The sequence below is a fragment of the Cupriavidus sp. GW822-FHT06G04 genome, from assembly GCF_058799075.1.
Genome location: NZ_JBXALD010000009.1, coordinates 200,869 through 223,622, shown reverse-complemented (window position 1 = coordinate 223,622; position 22,754 = coordinate 200,869). Strand labels below are relative to the sequence as shown.

At 65.0% G+C, this 22,754-nt stretch carries 21 protein-coding genes; 11 read left to right on the top strand and 10 right to left on the bottom strand.

Annotation, left to right across the window (positions count from 1 at the left end):
- Both AC1RKI_RS20940 and AC1RKI_RS20935 read right to left on the bottom strand, forming a co-directional pair.
- A complete protein-coding gene (locus AC1RKI_RS20940; RefSeq protein ID WP_492796825.1) occupies positions 1–2,052 on the bottom strand; it encodes a penicillin-binding protein 1A in 2,052 nt (683 codons plus the stop codon).
- A gap of 10 nt (positions 2,053–2,062) precedes the next feature.
- The gene (locus AC1RKI_RS20935) at positions 2,063–2,956 is read right to left on the bottom strand and encodes an alpha/beta hydrolase (protein ID WP_061958119.1); all 894 of its coding nucleotides are present in this window, start codon (positions 2,954–2,956) and stop codon (positions 2,063–2,065) included.
- Between the two features lie 143 nt (positions 2,957–3,099).
- On the opposite strand from AC1RKI_RS20935, the gene AC1RKI_RS20930 reads away from it, so the two are divergent.
- On the top strand, positions 3,100–3,333 hold the full coding sequence (locus AC1RKI_RS20930; protein WP_061958120.1) for a hypothetical protein: 234 nt from the start codon (positions 3,100–3,102) through the stop codon (positions 3,331–3,333).
- 39 nt (positions 3,334–3,372) lie between these two features.
- Here the strand turns inward: AC1RKI_RS20930 and bglX are convergent, their stop codons facing one another.
- Complete coding sequence (gene bglX, locus AC1RKI_RS20925) at positions 3,373–5,694, bottom strand: beta-glucosidase BglX (RefSeq protein ID WP_492796975.1); 2,322 nt, start codon at positions 5,692–5,694, stop codon at positions 3,373–3,375.
- 250 nt (positions 5,695–5,944) lie between these two features.
- On the opposite strand from bglX, the gene AC1RKI_RS20920 reads away from it, so the two are divergent.
- The gene (locus AC1RKI_RS20920; RefSeq protein WP_341248483.1) at positions 5,945–7,513 is read left to right on the top strand and encodes a glucan biosynthesis protein G; all 1,569 of its coding nucleotides are present in this window, start codon (positions 5,945–5,947) and stop codon (positions 7,511–7,513) included.
- Between the two features lie 46 nt (positions 7,514–7,559).
- Here the strand turns inward: AC1RKI_RS20920 and AC1RKI_RS20915 are convergent, their stop codons facing one another.
- The gene (locus AC1RKI_RS20915; RefSeq protein WP_150979907.1) at positions 7,560–7,799 is read right to left on the bottom strand and encodes a DUF3820 family protein; all 240 of its coding nucleotides are present in this window, start codon (positions 7,797–7,799) and stop codon (positions 7,560–7,562) included.
- Positions 7,800–7,999: 200 nt separating this feature from the next.
- Here AC1RKI_RS20915 and AC1RKI_RS20910 point away from each other — a divergent pair, with 200 nt between their 5' ends.
- Complete coding sequence (locus AC1RKI_RS20910; protein ID WP_061958123.1) at positions 8,000–8,290, top strand: nicotinamide mononucleotide transporter; 291 nt, start codon at positions 8,000–8,002, stop codon at positions 8,288–8,290.
- Here the strand turns inward: AC1RKI_RS20910 and AC1RKI_RS20905 are convergent.
- Entirely contained in the window at positions 8,287–9,072 is a 786-nt protein-coding gene (locus AC1RKI_RS20905; RefSeq protein WP_150979908.1) for an NAD(P)H-dependent oxidoreductase, read from the bottom strand. The genes AC1RKI_RS20910 and AC1RKI_RS20905 overlap by 4 nt on opposite strands.
- An 88-nt stretch (positions 9,073–9,160) precedes the next feature.
- On the opposite strand from AC1RKI_RS20905, the gene AC1RKI_RS20900 reads away from it, so the two are divergent.
- Positions 9,161–10,054, top strand: a complete 894-nt coding sequence (locus tag AC1RKI_RS20900) for a LysR family transcriptional regulator (protein WP_492796828.1) — start codon at positions 9,161–9,163, stop codon at positions 10,052–10,054.
- Positions 10,055–10,096: 42 nt separating this feature from the next.
- Here the strand turns inward: AC1RKI_RS20900 and AC1RKI_RS20895 are convergent, their stop codons facing one another.
- Complete coding sequence (locus AC1RKI_RS20895) at positions 10,097–10,450, bottom strand: hypothetical protein (RefSeq protein ID WP_492796830.1); 354 nt, start codon at positions 10,448–10,450, stop codon at positions 10,097–10,099.
- Positions 10,451–10,826: 376 nt separating this feature from the next.
- On the opposite strand from AC1RKI_RS20895, the gene AC1RKI_RS20890 reads away from it, so the two are divergent.
- Complete coding sequence (locus AC1RKI_RS20890) at positions 10,827–12,071, top strand: MFS transporter (protein WP_490713739.1); 1,245 nt, start codon at positions 10,827–10,829, stop codon at positions 12,069–12,071.
- On the opposite strand, the gene AC1RKI_RS20885 is transcribed toward AC1RKI_RS20890, so the two are convergent.
- Both AC1RKI_RS20885 and AC1RKI_RS20880 read right to left on the bottom strand, forming a co-directional pair.
- Complete coding sequence (locus tag AC1RKI_RS20885) at positions 12,055–13,188, bottom strand: zinc-binding metallopeptidase family protein (protein ID WP_227461373.1); 1,134 nt, start codon at positions 13,186–13,188, stop codon at positions 12,055–12,057. The two genes, AC1RKI_RS20890 and AC1RKI_RS20885, sit on opposite strands and share 17 nt — an antisense overlap.
- A gap of 133 nt (positions 13,189–13,321) precedes the next feature.
- On the bottom strand, positions 13,322–14,059 hold the full coding sequence (locus tag AC1RKI_RS20880; RefSeq protein ID WP_061958128.1) for a DUF2076 domain-containing protein: 738 nt from the start codon (positions 14,057–14,059) through the stop codon (positions 13,322–13,324).
- A gap of 165 nt (positions 14,060–14,224) precedes the next feature.
- Here AC1RKI_RS20880 and pip point away from each other — a divergent pair, with 165 nt between their 5' ends.
- On the top strand, positions 14,225–15,187 hold the full coding sequence (gene pip / locus AC1RKI_RS20875) for a prolyl aminopeptidase (protein WP_061958129.1): 963 nt from the start codon (positions 14,225–14,227) through the stop codon (positions 15,185–15,187).
- Between the two features lie 142 nt (positions 15,188–15,329).
- Complete coding sequence (locus AC1RKI_RS20870) at positions 15,330–15,542, top strand: hypothetical protein (protein WP_061958130.1); 213 nt, start codon at positions 15,330–15,332, stop codon at positions 15,540–15,542.
- Between the two features lie 2 nt (positions 15,543–15,544).
- Here AC1RKI_RS20870 and AC1RKI_RS20865 read toward each other — a convergent pair whose 3' ends face one another.
- Entirely contained in the window at positions 15,545–17,959 is a 2,415-nt protein-coding gene (locus AC1RKI_RS20865; RefSeq protein ID WP_492796833.1) for a DUF3772 domain-containing protein, read from the bottom strand.
- 124 nt (positions 17,960–18,083) lie between these two features.
- Between AC1RKI_RS20865 and AC1RKI_RS20860 the strand changes: the two genes are divergently transcribed.
- On the top strand, positions 18,084–18,500 hold the full coding sequence (locus tag AC1RKI_RS20860) for a VOC family protein (protein WP_061958132.1): 417 nt from the start codon (positions 18,084–18,086) through the stop codon (positions 18,498–18,500).
- Positions 18,501–18,540: 40 nt separating this feature from the next.
- A complete protein-coding gene (locus AC1RKI_RS20855) occupies positions 18,541–18,936 on the top strand; it encodes a c-type cytochrome (protein ID WP_492796835.1) in 396 nt (131 codons plus the stop codon).
- A 4-nt stretch (positions 18,937–18,940) separates the two neighbouring features.
- Here the strand turns inward: AC1RKI_RS20855 and AC1RKI_RS20850 are convergent, their stop codons facing one another.
- Positions 18,941–19,831 carry a LysR family transcriptional regulator gene (locus AC1RKI_RS20850; protein ID WP_061958134.1) on the bottom strand — a complete coding sequence of 297 codons (891 nt, stop codon included), beginning with the start codon at positions 19,829–19,831 and terminating at the stop codon, positions 18,941–18,943.
- A 108-nt stretch (positions 19,832–19,939) separates the two neighbouring features.
- Here AC1RKI_RS20850 and AC1RKI_RS20845 point away from each other — a divergent pair, with 108 nt between their 5' ends.
- Both AC1RKI_RS20845 and AC1RKI_RS20840 read left to right on the top strand, forming a co-directional pair.
- A complete protein-coding gene (locus AC1RKI_RS20845) occupies positions 19,940–21,493 on the top strand; it encodes an AMP-binding protein (protein ID WP_061958135.1) in 1,554 nt (517 codons plus the stop codon).
- 19 nt (positions 21,494–21,512) lie between these two features.
- On the top strand, positions 21,513–22,688 hold the full coding sequence (locus tag AC1RKI_RS20840) for an acyl-CoA dehydrogenase family protein (RefSeq protein WP_150979916.1): 1,176 nt from the start codon (positions 21,513–21,515) through the stop codon (positions 22,686–22,688).
- Positions 22,689–22,754: the final 66 nt, after the last annotated feature.

Genomic DNA, 22,754 nt, shown 5'->3' with positions numbered 1-22,754 from the left:
TCAGAGCGGATTGCCGGCGGGGCGCGGCGGGGCAACCGGTGCCGGTATGCCAAGCGCCGCTGGCGTCGGGCCAGGCATCGATGGCGCTCCGGGGACGCCGCCTTCGGGCGCGATGTCGGCTGCGGCGGGCGGCGGGAAGCCCAAGGACGCGATGCCGTGCGTCCCATCGGCGTTCTCCGCGTAGGCCCAGTCATTGTTGAGTCTTGCCAGTTGAGGCGGCGCGCGGAATTCGGTATCGGGCACGCCGGCCAGGCGGCCCTCCATGTAGGCCGCCCAGATCGGCAGCGCCGTGGTGGCGCCAAACTCATGGCGGCCCAGGCTGCGATTGTCGTCGAAGCCCATCCACGCCACGGTGACCACTTGTCCGGCATATCCCGCGAACCAGCCGTCGACGGCATCGTTGGTAGTGCCGGTCTTGCCGGCCACATCGTCGCGGCGCAGATAGCGCTTCACGCCGTTGCCGGTGCCTTCGTCCACCACGCTTTGCAGCAGGCTATTCATGACGAAGGCATTGCGTTCGGAAATCACGCGCGGCGGCTCGCTGGTGTCGGCGGCGAACAGCACGTTGCCATCGCCATCGGTGATTTTTTCGATCAGGTACGGTTCGATGCGGTGTCCCTGGTTGGCAAACACGCCGTACGCGGCAGCCAGCCGCAGCGGCGACGTGGTTCCCGTGCCCAGCGCCATCGGCAGGTAGGGCGGCAGGCGCTTGGTCGAAAAGCCGAACTTGCCGGCGAAGTCGATCGCATAGGGGATGCCGATGGCCTGCAGCGTACGGATGGCCGGCAGGTTGCGCGATTCGGCCAGCGCCTGGCGCACCGAGATCGGTCCGACAAAGCGGCCGTCGTCGTTGGAAGGCTGCCAGCGCGGCGAGTTGTCGAGCGGCGCGTCGTTGATCAGCGTGCCCGGCGAGATGCCGCGTTCGAGCGCGGCCGAGTAGATGAACGGCTTGAACGTCGATCCCGGCTGGCGCTGTGCCTGCGTGGCGTGGTTGAATCGGTTGGCGTCGAAATCGGTGCCGCCCACCATCGCCTCGATCGCGCCCGTGCGTGCGTCGAGCGATACCAGCGCGGCCTGCGGCAAGGCCACGGCACCTTTGGCCGATCCATGCCGTTTGCCGTAACGGTCGATACCGGCCTGCACCGCATCGAAGGCCTGCACCTGATGCATCAACGACACCGTCGTATAGACGTTGATGCCCCGCGTGTAGGCCTCGTCGCCAAAACGATCGTGCGCGAGCTGCCGCGCCAGTTCGGCCACGTATTCGGCGTGTCCGTCGAAGCGGCCGTTGGTGTCGCGGCTGACCACGATGCGCGCATTGCGTGCCTCGCGATACTGGTCCTGCGTGATCATGCCCAGCGCCAGCATGCGGCCCAGCACATATTCCTGCCGACGCTTGGCGCGCGGCAGGTTCACTACCGGGTTCATGGTCGACGGCGCCTTGGGCAGCCCGGCCAGCATCGCGGTCTGCGCCAGTGACAATTGCGCCAGCGGCTTGCCGAAATAGGTCTGCGCGGCGCTGCCGAAGCCATAGGCGTGCTCGCCCAGGTAGACCTGGTTCATGTACAGCTCGAGGATGCGTTCCTTGGGCAGCGAGCGGTCGATCTCAAAGGCAAGCAGGATTTCGTACCACTTGCGCGACAGCGTTTTCTCGCGCGACAGGTAGAAGTTGCGCGCCACCTGCATCGTGATGGTGGACGCCCCCTGCGCGTAGCCCTCGCCGATATTGGCCAGAGCCGCGCGAATCAGTCCAGGGATATCGACGCCGACGTGGTTGTAGAACTGGTCGTCCTCGGCCGCCAGCAGCGCGTCGGACATCAGTTTGGGCATCCGCTCGATCGGGATGAATTCGCGGTGCTCAGTGCCGAATTCGCCGATCAGCACGTCGTCGCGCGTGAAAACGCGCAATGGCACCTGGGGGCGGTAATCGCGCAAGGCCTCGACGGAAGGAAGCTGCCGCAGGCTGATCACGGCAGCAAAGCCGGCAAGCAGCACGCCAGCGGCGGCCAGCGCTGCCGTGACGCCGGCGGCCTTGACTGCAAGATTTTTCATGGCGCGCATTCTACCGTGCGGCGGAGAGCGGCAGCGGCGCACCGGTTTCGGTCAGATCGGCAGGCGGCGTCTCGCGCGCGGCCTGAGGCGGATGATGCGGCACTTGTCGTGCAAAATCGCACAGCGCAAGCCAGGTTTCGGGCCGCTCGACGATCGTGTAGTGATCGGTGCCGGCAATCGTCTGCACCGCCACCGGGCCCGGCCACGCGGCCATCAGCCGCTCCGAGCATTCGTGCGGCACCACGTCGTCGGTCTGCGCCAACAGCACTTTCGTGCTCTGCACCACCTTCTTGCAGTGCGAAATCGAGTCGAAGTGGTGGCGCATCAACTGCCGCAGCGGCACCAGCGGAAAGCGCTTGCGCACGATTTCCAGCAGCGAATCGTATGGCGTAATCAATTGCAGGCTTTCGAAATCCTGCAGGTCGGCCAGCTGGATTGCCACGCCGGTCCCGAGCGAGCGCCCCACCACGTGCACGCGCACGCCGGGAAAACTGCGGCGGATATGCAGCAGGAACTGGCTGGCATCGGCCACGGCGGCGGCCTCGGACGGCATGCCGTCGGAATGGCCCAGGCCGCGGTAGTCGAACGTGGCGAAACCCATGCCGCGTGGCAGCCATTTCATGAACTGGAGCGTTTCCAGCACGTCCTCGCCGCGCCCGGGCAGGTAGAAAAGCAGGTCGCCCACACCGGCATGATCGGCATGATACGTGTAGCCGCGAAACAGGCCACCGGGCACCGGATGGGAATAGGCGTCGACGCCGTCCGGCAGGTCGCGCGGCGGCCTGCGGCGCGCGTCGAACAAGAGACGCTCCTGGTTGACGGCCAGGTAAGTCCAATAACAGGCGAAGCCGCCAGCGGTCACAAGCGTGGTGGCCAGCGTTCTGCGCAATAACGACGAAGACATGGGGGCGAAAGAATGGTCTCGGACGGGCAATCGTGCCCAGCCTAACCGAAAATTGAACGACGCGGCATTTGACCGGCCATGTCCCGGGAGAGTTCTTGTACGATATGCCGCATATCGAACCACGCCCACCGGGGGGCTGTTGCATGAACGACGAACAGAAACGCGCGGAAGAAGCGCAGGCGATGGAGCGGGTGGTCAATGCCACGCGCCAGGTGCAGGTGGCGTTTGCCGCGCTGCAGAGCCAGTATCCGCCGCAAGGCAGCGGCAAGCCGTCGAAGATCGCGCTGCAGACCTTCGATGCTGCCCTGCAGGCGCTGGAGGACGCCCAGGCGGGCTTTGACGAAGTCCTCAACGATCTGCTGGACGGCAACCGCTGACACGTTGCCGCCTGCGCTCCGGTCCCTGGCGCCGCCGCGTCACTCTAGCGTGAATGTGGCGGTTTTCACGGCCTCGGAATCCAGCCCCACCTGCACATTGAAGTCGCCGGGCTCGGCCACGTATTCGAGTTTCGCGTTGTAGAACTTGAGCATGTTCTCGTCGATCGGGAAATCGATCGTGCGCGATTCTCCGGGCGTCAGCATCACCTTGCGGAAGTCCTTGAGCTCCTTCACGGGACGCACCACCGATGCCGTGACGTCCTGCAGATAGAGCTGCACCACGGTTTCGCCCGCGCGCGCACCGGTGTTCTTCACGGTCACGCTCGCCGTCACCTTGCCCTGCCGCGCGAGCTTGCGGTCCGACAGCCGCACCTCCGACAGACTGAACGTGGTGTAGCTCAGCCCGTAGCCGAACGGATAGAGCGGGCCGTAATCTTCCTCGAAATACTGCGACGTATAGTTCGGCGCCTTGCCCGGCGTAAAGGGGCGGCCGATGCGCGGCGCGTTGTAGTACGTCGGGATCTGGCCAAGCGAGCGCGGGAACGTGATCGGCAGCTTGCCGGAAGGATTTTCGTCGCCGAACAGCAGATCGGCGATGGCGTGCCCGCCCTCGGTGCCCGCGTACCAGGTTTCCAGGATCGCGTCGACGTTGTCCTTTTCCCAGTTGATCGTCAGCGGGCGGCCGTTCATCAGCACCAGCACCAGCGGCTTGCCGGTGCTCTTGAGCGCCTTGAGCAGCGTTTGCTGGCTGCCAGGCAAGCCAAGGCTGGACCGGCTGGACGCCTCGTGCGACATGCCGCGCGTTTCGCCGGCCGCCACCACCACCACGTCGGCGTCGCGCGCCACGCGCACTGCTTCGTCGATCATCTCGCCGGACGAGCGCTTGTCCTGCACCACTTCCGGATTGTCCCAGTTCAGGAAATTCAGATAGCCGACCACGCGATTATCGTCGGTGATATTGGCGCCGCGCGCGTACACCACCTCGCCCTTGCCGGCGAGCGCCTCGCGCATGCCCTGCAGCAGCGTGACCGATTGCTTGGCCACGCCAGCGGCCGACCAACTGCCCATGATGTCGATCGGCGCATCGGCCAACGGGCCGATCACCGCCACCTTGCCCGCCTTCTTCAGCGGCAGCGTCTGGTTGCGGTTTTCCAGCAGCACCGTGGACTTGCGCGCGGCCTCGCGCGCTTCGGCGCGATGCAGGCGGCTTTCCGCGTTGACGTCGGTCGGATCCTGTGCCGCCGCGCCGATGCGCAGGAACGGGTCGTGGAACAGGCCCATGTCGTACTTCGCGCCCAGCACTTCGCGCACCGCCTCGTCGATCAGCGCCACGGGCACGGCGCCCGATTTGATCAGCGTCGGCAGCTGTTCCAGGTAGCGCGTGTCGGCCATGCTCATGTCCACGCCGGCCTCGATCGCCAGCCGTGCCGCCTCGCGGCCGTTACTGGCCACGCCGTGACGCAGCAGTTCGTCGATCGCGCCGTGGTCGCTCACGGTCACGCCCTTGAAGCCCCATTCCTTGCGCAGCAGGTCGCGCAGCAGCCATTTGTTGGACGTGGCCGGCTGTCCGTTGATCGAATTCAGTGCGATCATCACGCCCCCGGCGCCGGCTTCGAGACCGGCGCGATAGGGCGGCAGGTAATCCTGATACATGCGCTGCGGGCTCATGTCCACCGTGTTGTAGTCGCGTCCGCCTTCCACGGCTCCGTACAGCGCGAAGTGCTTGACGAAGGCCATCACGCTGTCCGCGTTGGCGGGCGACGTGCCCTGGAATCCCTTTACGCTGGCGCGCGCGCACTGCGATACCAGGAACGGATCTTCGCCAAAGCCTTCCGACGTGCGGCCCCAGCGCGGATCGCGCGAGATATCGACCATCGGCGCGAAGGTGGCGTCAAGGCCGTCGGCCGCGGCTTCCAGGCCGGATATGCGCGCGGCCTTTTCCACCACGCCCATGTCCCAGCTGGACGCCAGCGCCAGGCTGATCGGAAACACCGTGCGATGGCCGTGCACCACGTCATAGGCGAAGAACATCGGAATCTTCAGCCGGCTGCGCGTGGCGGCTTGCTGCAGCGGCCGGTTGTCGGCGCGCGTCACGGAATTGAACGTGCCGCCCACGCGGCCGGCCGTGATTTCCTCCATCAGCTTGGCGGCCGGCATTTCAGGGCCGATGCTGATGAGCCGCAGCTGGCCGATCTTTTCGTCGAGCGTCATGCGGCCGACCAGGTCGTCGATGAAAGCACGCTTGTCCGGTGACGGCGCGATGGCGGCGGGGCCGGTGGCGGCCCCGTCTGTGGCAGGTGCGGCGCCGCCAAACATTGGCGCGCAGGCAAGGCCGGCCGCGATGGCCAGCAAAGAGAACATTCGCATTATTTGTTGTCTCGGATGGGCGGACTTCCGGATCGTCGCTCCGCCATGGTGCGGCAAGGGCGCTTGCTACGGATGTCGCCGCGTGTCTGACATGCACGTCGGGCGAAATCGGTTATTTTTCTGAACTGCGCCGCAAGTTTACAGCCTTACGGTGGCTACACTGGCTGCTTTGTGGCGTTTTCTCGATGTAATTTCAGGAGATGGATTGGTGCTCGCCGTTTTTGCCGCGTCGTTTCGTAACACGATGAAACTTGTCTTGCCCGGCATCGCATTTGCCGGATGCCTGATCGGCGCCGCGCCGGCTCACGCTTTTTCGCTCGATGACGTGACCGCACGCGCGAAAAAGCTTGCCGATCAGCCCTACGCGGCGCCGGCCAGCAATCTGCCGCCGGTTTTTGCGCAGATGCAGTTCGCCGACTACATCAAGATCCAGCCGAAGATGGACCAGGTCGAGTGGAAAGGGCAGGGCACGCCTTTCAAGCTCGGCTTCTATCACCAGGGCATGCAGTTCAGCTCGCCGGTGCGCATCAACGAGATCGTCGACAGTCGCGTGCAGGAGATCAAGTACGAGCCCAGCCGCTTCGATTTCGGCGATCTCAAGCTGGACAAGGCGGCCACCAACAAGCTCGGCTACGCGGGTTTTCGCGTGATGTATCCGATCAACCGCGCCGACAAGCTCGATGAGGTGATGAGCGTGCTGGGCGCGAGCTATTTCCGCGTCATCGGCAAGGGTCAGGTGTACGGGCTTTCGGCGCGCGGGCTGGCCATCAACACCGGCTTGTCCGAACCGGAGGAATTCCCGGCCTTCCGCGAATTCTGGATCGAACGTCCCAAGCCGCAGGACAAGCATCTGGTGTTCTACGCATTGCTCGATTCGAAGAACGCCACCGGCGCCTACCGCTTCGAACTGCATCCCGATGCCGACGCGGTACTGAAAGTGCAGGCGCGCGTGTTCATGCGCGGCGCGGTCAAGAAGGTGGGCATTGCGCCATTGACCAGCATGTTCCTGTTCGGCCCGAACCAGATGCGCGATGCCAACAACTTCCGTCCGGCGCTGCATGATTCCAACGGGCTGTCGATCCATACCGGCGATGGCGAATGGGTCTGGCGGCCGCTGAACAATCCCAAGTACGTGGCGTTGAGCCTGTTCCAGGTGAACAACCCGCGCGGCTTTGGGCTGATGCAGCGCGGGCGCGATTTTTCGTCGTACGAGGACCTGAAGGACCGCTACGATCTGCGGCCCAGCGCGTGGATCGAACCGCAGGGCGATTGGGGCAAGGGCAAGGTGGAACTCGTGGAGATTCCCACGCCGGATGAGACCAACGACAACATCGTGTCGTTCTGGACGCCCGACGAGCTTCCGCCCAAGGGCACGCCCATCAAGGCCGACTACACGATTCACTGGACGATGGACGAACGCGGCGTGTTTTCCAAGGACCTGGCGTGGGTCAAGCAGACGCTGCGCACCGCCGGGGAAATCACGCAGGCCAATCTGATCCGCCATCTGGACGGCAGCCTCGGCTTTGTGATCGATTTCGAAGGCGGCGCGCTGGCCAGCCTGCCGCCCAATACGCCCGTGCGGGCGTCGTTCAGCGTGGGCGATAACGCCGAGGTCATCGAAAACGTGCTGCAGCCGAATCCCGTAACCAAGGGTTATCGTGTGACGCTGCGCATCAAGGTCAAGGATCCGAGCAAGGTGGTCGAGATGCGCGAGGCGCTGGTCGCCAACGATCGAGTGCTCAGCGAAACCTGGAGCTACCAGATTCCGCCGGGCACCGCAAACCAGCCCACGCCGGCACAGGCGGTGAAGTAGCGCGAACGCGCGCCGGCCCGGCGTTGTCCGGGCGCGGCGCGTACCTTCACGCGCCGCGTTGCCGCGCGGTTTTCGCGCGTAGCGGTTTCAGCAGGTCCGACAGCCCGTTGTGATCGAGCTCATGCATCAACGCCAGCAGCCGGCCGATCTCTCCGGGCGGAAACCCTTCCCTTGCAAACCAGTTCAGGTAGTTGCCCGGCAGATCGGCAATAAGGGTGCCCTTGTGCTTGCCGAAGGGCATTTCCCGCGTGACAAGCAGCACAAGGGCGTCGTGGTCCGGCAGCATGGCAGCGGTTCCTGGTGGCGATCAGGCCGGCATTGTATCTCCGCGTCGCCTGTGGGGCCTGGCTCCGACAGGCCGCGCTGCGTCAGCGCCTTCACCCGGCTCGAAACGACAGTGTTACAGCCACTTGCGTGACACCCCGGATCGCCGGTATTCTCCGCTTTGCATACAAAAAATGAACGCAAAAAAACGGAGACAACCCCATGGAGCTTGGTGCTCATCTTCCTCAAGTGCTCAATGGTCTGGAATGGTCGGGGTGCGCCCTGGCGATGAGCGGATCGTTCCTGGTCGCCCTGCATAACCGCGCGTCGCGTTGGGGATGGGTCGCGTACCTGTGTTCGAATCTCGTCTGGAGCGCGTTCGCATTGGTCACGGGCACCTACGGCCTGTTCGTCCAGCAGCTTGGTTTCACCGCCACCAGCCTCTACGGCCTGTATCGGCACACACGCTACTACCGCGAGCAGGCGCGCACAGCCCACACCGCCCAGGCCTAGGCCGCGTCGGCCAGATGCGCCGCAAAGCCGGTCTGTCCCGGTGAGATTTCCGGCTTCAGTGTCAGCGCGGGAATCTCATAGGCGCCGCTGTTCTGCGGATGCCATGCGATGGGCGCGGCGGTGAACAGTTCATCGAGCCGCGCACCGAGCGCGTCCGTGGTGGCGGCGTAACGTTCGACATCCATCTTGCCGGTGCGATAGACCAGAAACGGCGGCAGCACGTCAAAGCCCGGGTAGTACAGGATGCCGTGATGGATCGGGAACAGGATGTCGTCGATCGGCCCATTGATGCCACGCGGGCCGTAGTGCGATTCCCAGCCGCCGGTCGTCACCACCAGCATCGCCCGTTTTCCGGCCAGCGTGCCCTCGCCATAGCGGTTGCCCCAGCGCACGTCGGAATGCTCGCCCACGCCGTAGGCAAAGCCGTACGCGTAGACGCGCTCGACCCAGCCCTTGAGGATCGCCGGCATCGAAAACCACCAGAGCGGAAACTGGAGGACAAGCGCATCGGCCCAACGCAGCTTTTCCTGCTCCCGCGCGATGTCGGGCGCCTGCAGGCCGTTTTCGAACGCGTGTTTGGAATCGAGCGACGGATGGAACGGCGCATCCGAGCGCGGCGCCAGCGTGTCGGCGGCGTCGAGCGAAGCTTTCCATTGCATCCCATACAGATCCGACACCTGCACCTGATGCCCGGCCGCTTCCAGCCGGCGGACCGCAAAGTCCTTGAGCGACCCGTTCAGCGAGGTCGGCTCGGGGTGGGCGTAAACAATCAGTACATTCATGACAGTCATCCAGTGATCGGTAGATGACAGCAGCGTAGGGTCGGCCAAGGTATATTGGAAATGAATTTCCAATATTTCAGGTATTGCCATGATTAATTTGCGGCGGCTCGATCTGAACCTGCTGGTGACGCTCGATGTGCTGCTGTCCGAGCACAATGTGACGCGCGCAGCGGAGCGGCTGCATTATTCGCAGCCGTCCGTCAGCGTGCACCTGGCGCGCCTGCGCGAGATCTTCGACGATCCGCTGCTGTTGCCGGGCCCCCGCGGGATGCGGCCCACAGCGCGCGCCGAGGCCTTGCGCGAACCGCTGCGCGAGGCGTTGGCCGCGCTGGAACAGGCAGTCGCACCGGAGGCGCCGTTCGATCCGACGTCCGCTGCCAACACCTGGCGCATCGCGGCCACCGACTACAGCGAATCGACCGTGCTGCTGCCCGCACTGCCGGGCCTGCGTCAGGCCGCGCCGGGCACCCGCGTGGGCGTGCTCGAAATGGCGCCCGCGCGGCTCGCGCGCCAGGCGGAACAGGGCGATATCGATCTGGCATTCCACACCACCCACGACTCGCCGCAGACATTACATCGCAAGGCGCTGTTCACCGAGCGCTACGTGTTGGTCGGCCGCGCGGGACACCCGAAACTCCGGCGCAAGCCGACCCTGGCGCAGTTCTGCTCGCTGGAACACGTGATGGTGTCGCCCGATGGCGGTGGATTCTTCGGCGTCACCGACGAAGCACTGGCCACCGCGGGCGCGTCCCGGCGCGTGGTGCTATCGGTGCCGCATTTCCTGTATGTGGCCGCGGTGCTGGCCGGCAGCGACCTGGTGGCGATGCTGCCGGAGCGGCTGGTGCGCGACAACGCCGCGCTGCAGGTAGTGGAGGCGCCGGTCGATGTGCCGGGCTACGAGATGTCGATGCTGTGGCACGAGCGCAGCCACCGCGATCCCGCGCATCGATGGCTGCGGGAGTTCATCGCGGCGTCGGTCTGACGCCGCGGCTCCAACGGCAATCGCCTTCGCGCTGCGTGCGCACTAATTGCACGCCGTACCCAGGACGGGCTTGCCGCTATTGGAGATGCCCTGGCAGCTGTCGCCCAACGCCAACGGCCCGTCGCCGGACTGCGGTGGCGCGAGCCGCAACTTGCCCGCAACGGTGCAGCAACTGCGCGGCAGGCTGGCGGGCGGGGGCGAAAGCCGGATGGTCGGAACCGCCTTGGGCTGCGATGCGGCATCGCCGGCCTCTTCGGCGTCGGGCGCCGTGCACTGGCCCGACTGGCAGATGCGGTCGCCCTTGCACTGCATGTCATATTGGCATCCCGCCGCGGACGCGGGTAGCGTCCAGACCATGCCGATGGCGGTGATCAGCAACACCCTACACAGGGACATATCCCCTCCCACACACGATTCGCGCGACGCCCCGGGCTGTGATTCACACATGCGTTGCGGGCGGCGCCGCATGAATTCAGCATAGAGCGGTCACATTTCGCACGCCCCCGGGCTCTGTGGTGTTTCCCACATGAGACCGGCGCGATCACCGGCAGGCATCGACGCGATACATCGCAGCGATGGATACGTGCGCATACAAGACTGCCGCAAAGGGGCATTTGGGACGGTTCTGCGACCGGCGCGGTTTTCCTTCACAATAGCGCCCTCCTAGCACTACGCCGCACCGGAGCACACTGGAACCCCCGAGGCAGGACGCAAGATCCTGTCCACCAGTGCGCGGCGCAAAGCCATTACACATGTCTTGCGATCTCTCCTCATGACCGCTCCATCCGGAAATTTCGATAACGTCCCCGAACTCGCCGCCAACGCCCCCGCAGATCCCCACCGCAGTCGCGCCGCCGACCGTCGCGCGCTGCTCGCGCTTGGGGTGGGCAGCTTCGGCATCGGCACCGGCGAATTCGTCATCATGGGCCTGCTGCCCGACGCCGCGCGCGACCTCGCCATCACGATCCCCGAAGCCGGCCATCTGATCAGCGCCTATGCGCTGGGCGTGGTGGTTGGTGCGCCGCTGCTGGCCGTGCTGGGCGCGCGCTGGCCGCGCCGCAACCTGCTGATCGCGCTGATGGCGTTCTTTGCCATCGGCAACTTCGCCAGTGCGCTGGCGCCGGACTATCTGTCGATGATGACGGCGCGCCTGTTCACCGGTTTTCCGCACGGCACGTACTTCGGCGTGGCCGCGCTGGTGGCGGCCAGTCTGGTCGCGCGCGAGCGCCGCGCGCAGGCCGTGGGGTTGGTCATGCTGGGTCTGACGGTGGCGACGCTGGTCGGTGTGCCGATTGCGGCCGGCATCGGCACTTGGCTTGGCTGGCGCGCTGCTTTCATGATCGTCGGCGCGATCGGCGCGCTGACGGTGCTGCTGGTCTGGCGCTGGGTGCCGTTCGTCCCGGCCGATCGTCACGCCAGCCCCCTGCGCGAACTGTCGGCGCTGGCACGCAAGCAGGTGTGGTTCACGCTCGGTATCGGCGCGATCGGTTTTGGCGGCATGTTCGCGGTATTCAGTTACGTCAAGCCCACCATGATCGAAGTGGCCCACATGCCGGTCAGCAGTATTCCAATCGTGCTGGCGCTGTTTGGCGTGGGTATGGTGGCGGGCAATCTGGCCGGCGCCAAATTGGCCGACAAGGCGCTGATGCCAACCGTGGGCGGCGTGCTGGTGTGGTCCGCGCTGGTGCTCGGTGCCTTCGTGTTCACCGCGCCATATCCGTGGCTCGCATCGCTGAACGTGATGCTGGTAGGCACCGCTGTCGCATTGGGCCCGCCGCTGCAAATCCGCCTGATGGATGTGGCCGGCGATGCGCAGACGCTGGCCGCGGCGCTCAATCACTCGGCCTTCAACCTCGCCAACGCGCTGGGCGCGTGGCTGGGCGGAATCACGATCGCCGCGGGCCTGGGTTGGACTTCCACCGGCTGGGTGGGCATGCTGCTGGCGCTGGGCGGACTGGCAATGTTCGCGTGGTCGCTGATGAGTCCGTCGCGCCGCGATGTCACGGTGACTGCCTGAGCGGAGCCTCGCTGGCGCCTTCGGGCGATCCGGTCGCGTGCGGCGCGTGGCTCGATGTTTCGCGTGCCGCGGAATCGATCACGCGGTGCACGAACTCGAGCTTGGACACCACCACTGGCGACAGCGTGAACGGATAACCGTCCGGCACGCCCAGGCTGCGGTTCAGGCTGTTGAGCACATAGGTCAGCGGAAACCACCGGTTCAGCAGGCTGCGGAAGCTGGCGTCCTCGACTGGCGTCTGGTCGGTCAGCGTCGGTTCCTGCGGACTGTCTGGCTGTAGAACCAGACCGCAGGACACGGCGGTGTCGAGCGTATCGACCATATGGAGGTAGTGGGCAAACGTTTCCGCCCAGTCTTCCCACGGATGCATGGTGGCGTACGCGCAAATGTAGGCATCGTTCCAGTCCGCCGGCGCGCCCTGGTCATAGTGTCGCTGCAACGACGCAGCATAATCGGCGCGCTCGTCGCCGAACAGCTTGCGAAACGGCTCCAGCCTGCGCGTGCCCGCAATCAGCCTATTGAAATAGAAGTGGCCGACCTCGTGCCGGAAATGGCCGAGCAGCGTGCGATAGGACTCGCCCATGGCGTTGCGCATCTGCTCGCGGTGCGCATCGTCGGCTTCGGCAACGTTGATCGTGATGCGGCCGTTGTCGTGCCCGGTCAGCACCGGGTCGTGCGGGCCGGTGTTGGCGAGGAAATCGAATTGCAGGCCAGACGCCGGGTCGTCATCGCGCGAGACTACGGGCAGGCCCAGCGCCTGCAGCGTGTAGAGCAGGCGGCGCTTGGCCGCTTCGAGCTTGTACCAGTAGAGGCGATTTTCGGGAATGGTCAGGTCGGGGATCGTGTGCGTGAGCTTGCACGCCTCGCACAGGCTGCCGGGGTCATCGGCCGGCACCATCCAGTTGCAGACCGATTCCACCTGATAGTTGTGGCAGCGCTTGAAGCGCGCATCGCGTGCGTCGGGATGCAGGCTGCGCCAGCCCGATTCGTCATCGCCGTCGAACGCGGCGATCTGCGATAGGGTCGGGATGAAACCCAGCGTGGCGCGGCAGCGTTCGCATTCGACATTCTCGAAAAACACCAGATTGCCGCAGCGATTGCAGTGGAAAGTCTTCATGGCGCGGGCTCCGCTCGAGCGGGCCGACGGCCCGACTGCGGGGATCGTGCGCCCATCGGCCCACGCCCGCAATCGGTCATCTTCCTACAAGCGCCGCGTTGCAGCGGCGCAGCGCCTTTATCGCTCCGCCGCTTCAGAAGAACGAGGAGTCGTCGTTCTGGCTGTCGTCGATGTAATCGTCCAGCCCGTTGTCGAGATTGCCGTTGTCGGCCAGCAGCGCGTTGTCGCGATGGCTGCCGCCGCCGAAATTGTCATCGCCATAGTAGTTGTTGACGATGGTCTCGCCCGGCGCCGCGCCCACGGCGGGTTGGCCACCGAAGAAGCCGCCGCCGCCGCGATGGAACAGATTCTCGATGCCCTGGAACAGCATCGCGCCGCCCGCCACGCCTGCGGCCGTGGTTGCGATGCTGCCCAGCGTGCCGCCCAGTCCGCCGCTCAGAAATCCCGGGCGCGCGGCCTGTGGTGCGGGCTGGGCGAGTTGAGCCGGATATTGGCCTGGATATTGCGCGCCACTCTGCGCCGCCGCGTAGGGCTGGGCCTGCGGTTGCGGCTGTGCCTGGGCAGGGTAGGGCGGCTGCGACGGCGCGCGGCCCGCATGCGCGCCCCATGCGACATCGTTGTCCATGAAGCCGCGCGCGCCGTTGCCTTGCGCGGCCTGCAACTGATTCTGCAGCGTCGCGATCTGCGCGTGCGCGTCCATCAGCGCGCGGTCCAGCAGCATCGCGCGTTGCACCAGCAGATACGCGCTGTCGGGCTGGCGCGCCGTCGCTTCGGCAATCATCGCCGCAGCCTGCGGGTCCTTGGCATCCACGCGCGCCTGGGTCAGTTGGTTCAGAAAGGCTTCCAGGGCTTGCACGTCTTGAGGGGTCATGGCATCACCTTCGTGGGATTCGGTTGCGGTACGGCTCCAATCTAGAGTCGAAGACTTAAACGAAACTTAAAGCGCGAATCGTAAAGCGGAGCGAAGCACGAAGCGGCAAATCCCCGGCTTGGCGCTACACTTTGTTTCCTCCGATGTCCTGACCGATACCGACCCATGTCCGCACTGCGCACGCTCTATCCCGCCATCGAACCCTACGAAACCGGCATGCTCGATGTCGGCGACGGCCACGTCCTGTATTACGAGCGCGTCGGCACGCGCGGCGCCAAGCCGGCGGTGTTCCTGCATGGCGGACCTGGCGGCGGCATCTCGTCCGATCATCGCCGCCTGTTCGATCCGGCGCGCTACGACGTGCTGCTGTTCGACCAGCGCGGCTGCGGAAAATCGACGCCGCATGCGTCGCTGGAAGCGAATACCACATGGCATCTGGTGGCGGATATCGAACGGCTGCGCGCAACCATCGGCGTGGACCGTTGGCTCGTGTTTGGCGGCTCGTGGGGATCGACGCTTGCACTGGCCTACGCGCAAAGCCATCCGCAGCGCGTCAGCGAACTGGTGCTGCGCGGCGTGTACACGGTATCGCAGGCTGAACTCGACTGGTATTACCAGTTCGGCGTCTCCGAGATGTTCCCGGAAAAATGGGCGCGCTTCCAGGCGCCGGTGCCCGAGGCCGAGCGCGGCAACATGATGGCGGCGTATCGCAAGCTGCTGACCGGCGCCGACCGCGACAAGCAGATCGAGGCCGCGCGCGCCTGGAGCGTGTGGGAAGCCGAGACCATCACGCTGTTGCCCGATCCCGACATCAGCGCCAAGCATGATGAAGGGCACTTCGCGCTGGCGTTTGCGCGCATCGAAAATCACTACTTCACGCACCGCGGCTGGCTCGAGGACGGACAACTGCTGCGCGATGCGCGAAAGTTGGCCGGCATTCCCGGCGTGATCGTGCATGGCCGCTACGACATGCCGTGTCCCGTGCGCTATGCCTACGCGCTGCATCAGGCCTGGCCGGATGCGGATTTTCATCTGATTGAAGGTGCCGGCCACGCATGGAGCGAGCCCGGCATCCTCGATCAACTGATCGCCGCGACCGACCGGTTTGCCGCCAACGCGCAGCAATAGGCGAAATCGTCTATCGGCTGTATCGGGCGTGGCGATCGAACGATCGTGCGCCTATACTGGGTGCTCTGCTGCGTTGCAGCAATGTCTGGCGTACGTAGGACATGGTTGTTGCAGCGACCGAAATCAGCGTCTGGAGAGCACCATGGTTCCTTGCGAACTATGCAAGAGCCTGCTGGGTCGTCCCGGCTATGTTCCGCCTCATCCGCGCCTGCTGCGATCGGGCGATGCCGTATCGCCCACGGGCCGGCAGGTCTTTGTCTACACATGCCAGCGCTGCCGGCAGATGATCGCGCTGTCCACCCAGGAAGATGGTGCGGACTACTGGACGCATCACGACGCGATCCCGGCGCGCTGACGTCATGTACCAAGCGCTGCCATATTTTCCACGCGCAATGTCTGCGGTTCGGACAACGGAATATTGGCCGAGCGCAGCCGTTTCAGAATCTCGAACAGTAGGTCGCTTTTCGTGCCGCCGGCAATCCGCGGACTGTTGACGTAACCGGTGACGCTCAGCGTGATGCCGTGCGGCGCAAGCTGGCTGAATGTGACCGACGGCGCGGGAATATCAAGAATGGCTTCGTTCTCGCGATAAACATCGAGCAGTAGATCGCGCACCGCTTCGGGGTCCGTGTTCAGCGGAAAAGTCAGCTGCAGCGTGGCCACGCCCTGCGTGTTGTTGCTCATCGTGACATTGCGAAGGTTCTGTGAAATCAGCTGGGAATTCGGCACGATCACCGTCGATCGGTCGCCCAACAGGATTTCCGTGGCGCGCACGTTGATGCGGCGGATATCGCCTTCCACGCCGGCGATGCTCACCATATCGCCGACCTTGACTGGGCGTTCGGTCAGCAGGATCAGACCGGAGACAAAGTTCTTGACGATTTCCTGCAGACCGAAGCCGATGCCCACCGACAGCGCACTGACGATCCACGCGAGGTTTTCCCATTTCACGCCGAGCAGCGACAGCGTGAGCAGCACGATCAGCACATAGCCCACGTTGCTGAACAGCGTAATCAGCGACGCGCGCAGCCCCGGTTCCATGCAGACCTTGGGCAGCAGTTCGGCGTCGAGCCAGCGGCGCACCGAGCGCAGCAGCCAGATGCCCACCACCAGCGCGATCAGCGCATTGAGAATGCGGTCGGGCATGATGTTCAGCGCGCGCAGCTTCTCGCCACCGAGCACCGTCAGCAGGCTGTTCAGCAAATCCGCCGGCGTGGTGCCGAAGCCACCGGTCAGCAGCGCCAGCACGGCAAGCAGCAACAACAGGCTGGCGCCAAGGCCGGACAGCACCGTCGAAACCTGCTCCAGATGGCTGTCGCCCACGCCAAACAACTGCTTGATCACGCGGCCGCTGCGATGCTGCGCGGAGAACAGCGCCTCGCAGAGATCGCGCGTCAGTTGGGTGAGCAGATACAGGCTGCAAAGCACGATATCGAACCAGACCAGTTCATAGGTCAGGAATCGCGCGAAGCTGATATAGCCAACCAGAAGCGCGATAAACGACACCACCACGGTTGCCGTCACGGCCGCGTGGATCAGGCCCGCCAGCGTGGCGCGCGCCTCGGGACGTTCCCCGGCGGCGGCCACTTCCGTGCGCACGCGATTGGCGCGCAGCAGCGCCGCACCAATCGTCAGCACCACCACCAGCGACACGAGTCCGCGTCCCAGCAGTGTCACCTGCACGCTGGTGTCGGCCATGCGGTTGAGCTGTTCCACCGTGCCGGCTAGCAGCAGCAGGCCGGCCAGCAGCGTTGGGAACGGCTTCATCGCCAAGGCGACCGGATCGGCCAGCGCCGGCAGTCGCCACGAGGGATGTCGCGTGCAGAGGAGTGCGCGGCCCAGGCCAGCGATCAGCGCGCTGGTCATCGTCAGCTTGGCGATCTCGCTCATCAGATCCTGCAGCGCGGACGAAGGCGCGTCGCCGCCCGTCATTGCCGCGTAGACGATGCGCACGGCAATCGCCGTGGTGACCACCGTGGTCAGCGCCGTCGCCAATGCCAGCGCGCTGCGGCGAATGCGCGTCTCTGGCAACTGCGTGAGGCAAAACCATGCCAGCCCGCGTTCGAGCAGGCGCCGGCCGAGCGACCACACCGCCAGCGCCACGCACAGCAGGATCACGGTCTTTCCGCGCTGCGACGGGTCCCATGCCTGCCGGATCATCGGCCCGATTTCGTCGGTGAAATTGCCCAGCCGTTCTCGATCTTCGTCGGACACCTTGAACAACGGCGTCCAGAACGTGGGATTCAGGATGCTCTCGGAGCGCAGCGCAAGCTGGTCCTTGAGCCGGCTGCGCTGCAGCTTGGCCAACTGGTCCTGCAAATGGGCGATGTTTTCCTTGCTCTCGGCTGCCTGCGTCAGCTCGTCGTCGAGCTGCGCCTTGCGTGCGCTGAGCGCCGCGCGTTGCCTGACCACAGCGGGCGCTTCCTTGGCGGTGCCGGCATCGGCCGGTGGGCCGAGCAGATCTACCTGAGCCTGTAGCTGAGCGCGCTGCGGTGTGAGCGCTGCGTTGAGCTTGTCGACATCGTCGTCGAGTTGCTTCAGTGTTTCGTTCAGATCGCTGAGCTTGATATCGGCGGAAACGCTCGACGCCAATTGCTTGACGCGATCCTGCTCGGATTGCAGGCGCTTGAGTTCGGCCACTGCACCGGCGTGCGTGAGTGCGGGGACTGGCTGGGCTTCGGCGTCCGAAGCCGATTCGGCGGCGATACCGATGGACACGTGCATCAGTGCCGCGAGGACAAGGCTCATGACGAGCCAGGAGATTCGGCGCATGACGGGGGGCGCGGTGGTTGACCGGCCGGGAATTATAAGCAGCGCCGCGGTGTACATTACGCCTTGCACTGCACAGTCTCACATGCTGTTACATAATCTGCCGAGATTCCTACAAGGACGCCCCATGACGCTCGCAATCGACCGTTTTGACCACATCGTGCTCAACGTGAAAGATGTGGAAACCAGCGCCGCGTGGTACGAGCAAGTGCTCGGCATGCAGCGCGAGGATTTCGCGTCGCGCACCGGCACGCGCGTATCGGTGAAATTCGGCCAGCAAAAGATTAATCTGCGGCCGATCGGCGAAGACCCCGTGGCGTGGTTCACCGGCGTGCATCCTACCTCCGGCAGCGACGACCTGTGTTTTATCACGCGCATGCCGCCGCAGGAGGTGGTTGCGCATTTCCTGGCGCACAAGGTGCCGGTGGAAGCGGGGCCGGCGCAGCGCACGGGCGCGTTGGGGCCCATCACGTCGGTGTATTGCCGCGACCCAGATGGCAATCTGATCGAAGTGGCCAGCTACCCGCCGCAAGAGAAGGCGTAAGCACCGCACGCCAGTCATCGAACCATTTTTCATCGCATTCATGAAGCACGTAGTCCGCCTTGCCAAGGCACTTACCGCCGCAGCCACGCTGTCCACCGCGCTGGTGGCGCCCAACGCTCATGGCGCCGGCGATATCCAGGCCGGCAAGGACCTTTTCTCCGCACGCTGTGCGTCGTGCCATCACGTCGGCCCGTCGGCGCGCGCCGCGTTTGGCCCGCAGCTCAACGGCATCTTCGGGCGCAAGGCGGGCGGCACGGAAGACTATCGTTACTCGGATGCCATGAAGACCTCTGCCGTGGTGTGGGACGAGGCCAGCTTGCGCGCGTTCGTGCAATCGCCGGCCAAGGTGGTGCCCGGCACGAAGATGCGCTTCTGGGGCATCAGCAATACCAAACAGATCGACGACCTGCTCGCCTATCTGCGCACGTTCCAGTAGCGCCTTATTCCACGTGCGCTTCGAGAATATCGATCATGCGCTCGGCCAGCGGCGACAGGTACGCGCCTGCGCGCATCATCACGCCGACGCGACGGCCCAGGTCCAGCGCGTCGGCGCGTAGCGCCAGCGGCCGCAGGCCCGCGCGCTTGCTGTTGCCGGTCGATCCCGCAATGCACAACATGCCGGTGCCGCGCACGAGGTCGAACAGCGTCGTGCTGCCAAAATCGGTTTCCACGCGCAGGATTGGCGACGGCAGCCCAAGCTCGGCAAACGCGGCGTCCAGTTGCTGGCGGATCAACACGTGCGCGCTCGGCAGCAGCCATTGCTGATCGACCAGATCGGCCAGCGCCAAATTTCGCCGTCCTTGCAGCGGATGATTCTCATCGGCCACAACGGCCAGCCGATCGGTGAACAGTTCACGCGATAGCAGCGCGGGATTTGCCTGGCGCGGCAGCGGCGCAATTGCCAGATCGAGGTCGCCGGCCTGCACCAGATCCATCAGTTCGCGCGCTACGCGCATCGTCAACCGTAATCGGGCGACTGGCCGTTCGCGGATCAACTGCCGGCATGCGCCCAGCACCAGTGCATTCGGCATCGACGGCGAATAGCCCAGCCGCAGCAGGCCCTGTTCGCCGGTCTGGATGCCGCGCATTTCCTTGAGCGCATCTTCATACTCGAGCCGGATACGGCGCGCGCGCTCCAGGAATACCGTGCCCGCTTGCGTGACACGCATGCCTAGCGCGCTACGCTCGAACAGCGGCATGCCCAGTTGCGCCTCCACGCGCTGTATCGCCTTGGTCAGCGCCGGTTGCGTCATGCCCAATGCTTCGGCGGCGCGGCCGATGCCGCCGTGCGCGCCGACGGCCAGCACGTATTCCAGATCGCGAGTCTCCATCGCACATTCCTGTTGGTTATGACTGGATGCCAGTCGCGCCATTGTGGTAATGGGCTGCATCTTACAGACTGCGTGGACACATACCAATTCCAATACAAGGAGACATCGATGACGTTCGCCTATTTCCTCAGGCGCGCGGCGCGCTATTGGGGCGACAATCCCGCCGTGCTGTATCGCGACCGCGTGCTGACCTACCGCCAGCTTGACGAGCGCTCGACGCGGCTGGCCAATGCGCTGCTGGCGTTGGGGCTGCGCAAGGGCGACCGTGTGGCGATCCAGTCGCGCAACTGCCCGGAGATCGTCGAGATCGAATGTGCGCTGTACAAGGCGGGGCTGGTCAAGGCCGCGCTGAATCCGCGTTTCACCGCCAACGAAGCATCGGACGTGGTAGAAAACTGCACGCCGCGCGTGATGATCGCCGGCCCGGGCTACACCGGTTATTCGCGGGAAACGCGCGGGTTTGGCGCGGTCGAGCATTTCTTCGCGATTGCCGGCGCACAGGCGCATTACGGCGCGTACGAGGCGCTGATCGAGCGCGGCACCAACACCGCGATCGACTATGTGCCGCAGGACGATGATCTGGCGGTGCTGCATTTCTCGTCCGGATCCACTGGCAAGATCAAGGCGGCGATGCAGAGCTACGGCAACCGGCTGGCGTCGATGCGCAAGATGATCCTGACGATGGACCGCCCCGCACGCCCCGGCGACCGTCTGGCGCTGATCGGGCCGATCACCCATGCGTCCGGCATGCTGATGCAGCCGTACCTGTTCCTGGGCGCCACGCTGGTGCTGTTCGAGAAATTCGAGCCGGCGCATTTCCTTGCCGAAGTCTCGCGCCTGAAACTGACGCATGTCTTTATGGTGCCGGCCATGATCAACATGCTGCTGGCCGAGCCCACGTTGGCCACGGCGGACCTGAGCAGCCTGAAGACGCTGGCCTACGGCGCCGCGCCGATGGCGCCCGCACGCATCCGCGAGGCCTGGGAGCGCATCGGCCCGGTGCTGTCGCAAGGCTATGGCGCGAGCGAATCGACCTCGGGCGTTACGCGCCTGTCCACAGCCGATCACGCACTGGCCATCGCCGCGCATCCGGAGCGGCTGGCATCGTGCGGCCGCGCGCTGGGCGAAACCGAAGTGCGCGTGGTGAACGAGCGCGGCGAGGAAGTGAGCGGCGATGAGATCGGCGAACTTGTGATTCGCGGTGCGGACGTGTTCCAGGGCTACTGGGGCGAACCAGAACTGACGCGCGAAGTGCTGATCGACGGCTGGCTGCACACCGGCGATCTGGCGCGCGTCGATGCCGACGGCTATCTCTATCTGGTGGACCGCAAGAAGGACATGATCATCTCCGGCGGCTTCAACGTCTATCCGACCGAAGTGGAAGCCACGCTGTACCAGCATCCCGACGTGATGGAGGCGTGCGTGATCAGCGTGCCCGACGATACCTGGGGCGAAAGCGTGAAGGCCGTGGTGGCGCTCTGGCCGGGACGCCAGGCCAGCGCGGCGGAACTGATCGGTCACTGCCGCGCGCGCATCGCGGATTACAAGTCGCCGCGCTCGGTGGATTTCGTCGCCGAACTGCCGAAGAACGCCAGTGGAAAGCTCGCGCGCAAGCTGGTGCGCGAACAGTACTGGATGGGCGCCACCCGCCGTGTCAATTGAAGCCGTCAGGAATTCACCCATGTTCGACCATCTGACCAATCCCGTGCTGATCGACACGCGCGCAGCGGTGCAGCGTTTTATCGACGAAGAGCTGCGCCCGCTGGAGCGCGAACTGGGCCTCGGCACCGAAGATCCCTGGCCGCGCGAGGTGCTGCGCAAGGTCTGGCGGCGATCGAGCGAACTCGGGCTGTATGCGGCCTGCCTGCCGGTGGAACTGGGCGGCAAGGGGCTCAATATTGCCGAGCAGTGCGCGCTGAAAGCCGACCTGGCCGCCAGCGGCGCGGTGCTGGCGCCGCATGTGCTGGGCGATCTTGGCGGCCCGCCGCGCGTGGGCAACATGCTGAAATACGCGACGTCCGATCAGCTGGCGCGCTATTTCCAGCCGGTGATTCGCGGAGAAAAATCGACCTGCTTCGCGCTGACCGAGCCGCATTCGGGATCCGATGCGCAGAGCATCCGCACCAGTGCCGTCGTCGACGGCGACGAGCTGGTGATCAACGGCCAGAAACACTACATTAGCGGCGCGCCGTTCGCGGACTTTGCCATCGTGATGTGCGTGACCGACGCCACGACGTCGCCGCCGGCCATCACCGCGGTGCTGGTCGATCTGGACTTGCCGGGCGTGACGGTGAGCACCGAATACGTGCCGATGTCGGGCCAGCATATCGATGGCGATATCCGCTTCGAAAACGTGCGCGTGCCGCGCGCCAACATTTTTGGCGGCGAGGGCAGGGGCTTCAAGCTTGGCATGTCGCGCATCAACGTGAATCGGCTGCTGCACTGCCCGTCGATGCTGGGTCTGGCTACGCGCGCGTACCAGGCGTCGGTGGAATATGCGGGCCAGCGCCGGCAGTTCGGCGGACCGATCGCGCGCTTCCAGGCCATCCAGCACATGCTGGCTGATATGGCGGCGGCGCTGTGGGCGTGCGAAAGCATGATCGCGCAGACCGCGATGCTGGCCGATGCCGGCGCGGACCTGCGCATGAAGGCGGCGGCGTGCAAGCTGTTCGTGTCCGAACGCTGCTTCGAGGTGGCCGACAAGGCGGTGCAGATCCACGGCAACGTGGGCGTCACGCGCGGTCATCCGGTAGAGCAGACTTGGCGCAAGCTGCGGATGTTCCGCATTTTCACGGGCACCAGCGAAATCCAGCGCAACACCATCGCAAAGGCCATTCTCGATCCGGGCGCGGCCTGATTCGCCAGGACCACAACCTCGACGGCGACGCCGCCCAGACGGCGCGCCCAACGACAGGAGACAAAC